General features: G+C 65.7%; 1 protein-coding gene. It reads left to right on the plus strand.

The genetic code is table 11. The features are described from left to right. Positions 1 to 38 precede the first annotated feature (38 nt). The coding region (locus Pma05_RS42165) for an IS256 family transposase (protein ID WP_239314208.1) at positions 39 to 656 on the plus strand (618 nt) is incomplete at its 3' end.

A 656-nucleotide genomic window follows, 5' to 3' on the forward strand; every position in this document is an offset into this window, starting at 1 on the left:
ACTCCACAGTCGAGGCGACGCCGGCGAGTGATGAGCAGTTGGCGCAGCTGCTCGTGGCGCGGGCCGACACGGCGGGTACCAGTCTGCTGGGTCCGGACGGCCTGCTCCAGAAGCTGACGAAGCTGGTGATCGAGACCGGTCTCGAAGCGGAGATGAGTGAGCACCTCGGCTACGACAGACACGAGCCGATGGGCCGCGATGGCGGCAACTCCCGCAACGGTGTCCGGGGCAAGACGGTGTTGACCGAGGCTGGTCCGGTGCCGATCGTGGTGCCTCGGGACCGGGACGGGTCGTTCGAGCCGAAGTTGGTGCGTAAGCATCAGCGCCGGTTGACCGGTGTTGACGACCTGGTGGTGTCGTTGACGGCGAAGGGGCTCACGACCGGGGAGGTGTCCGCGCACCTGGCCGAAATCTACGGCGCGCAGGTGTCGAAGGAGACCATCTCACGGATCACCGACCGGGTGATGGACGGCATGGCCGAATGGCAGAACCGGCCTCTCGACCCGGTATATCCAGTCATTTTTGTGGATGCGATCAACGTGAAGATTCGGGATGGGCAGGTCGCGAACCGGCCGGTCTACATCGCCCTCGCGGTCACCGTCGACGGGCATCGCGACATCCTCGGTATGTGGGCCGGTGACGGTGGCGAAGGCGCC

It is taken from the genome of Plantactinospora mayteni (assembly GCF_016862935.1).
Taxonomy (GTDB): domain Bacteria; phylum Actinomycetota; class Actinomycetes; order Mycobacteriales; family Micromonosporaceae; genus Plantactinospora; species Plantactinospora mayteni.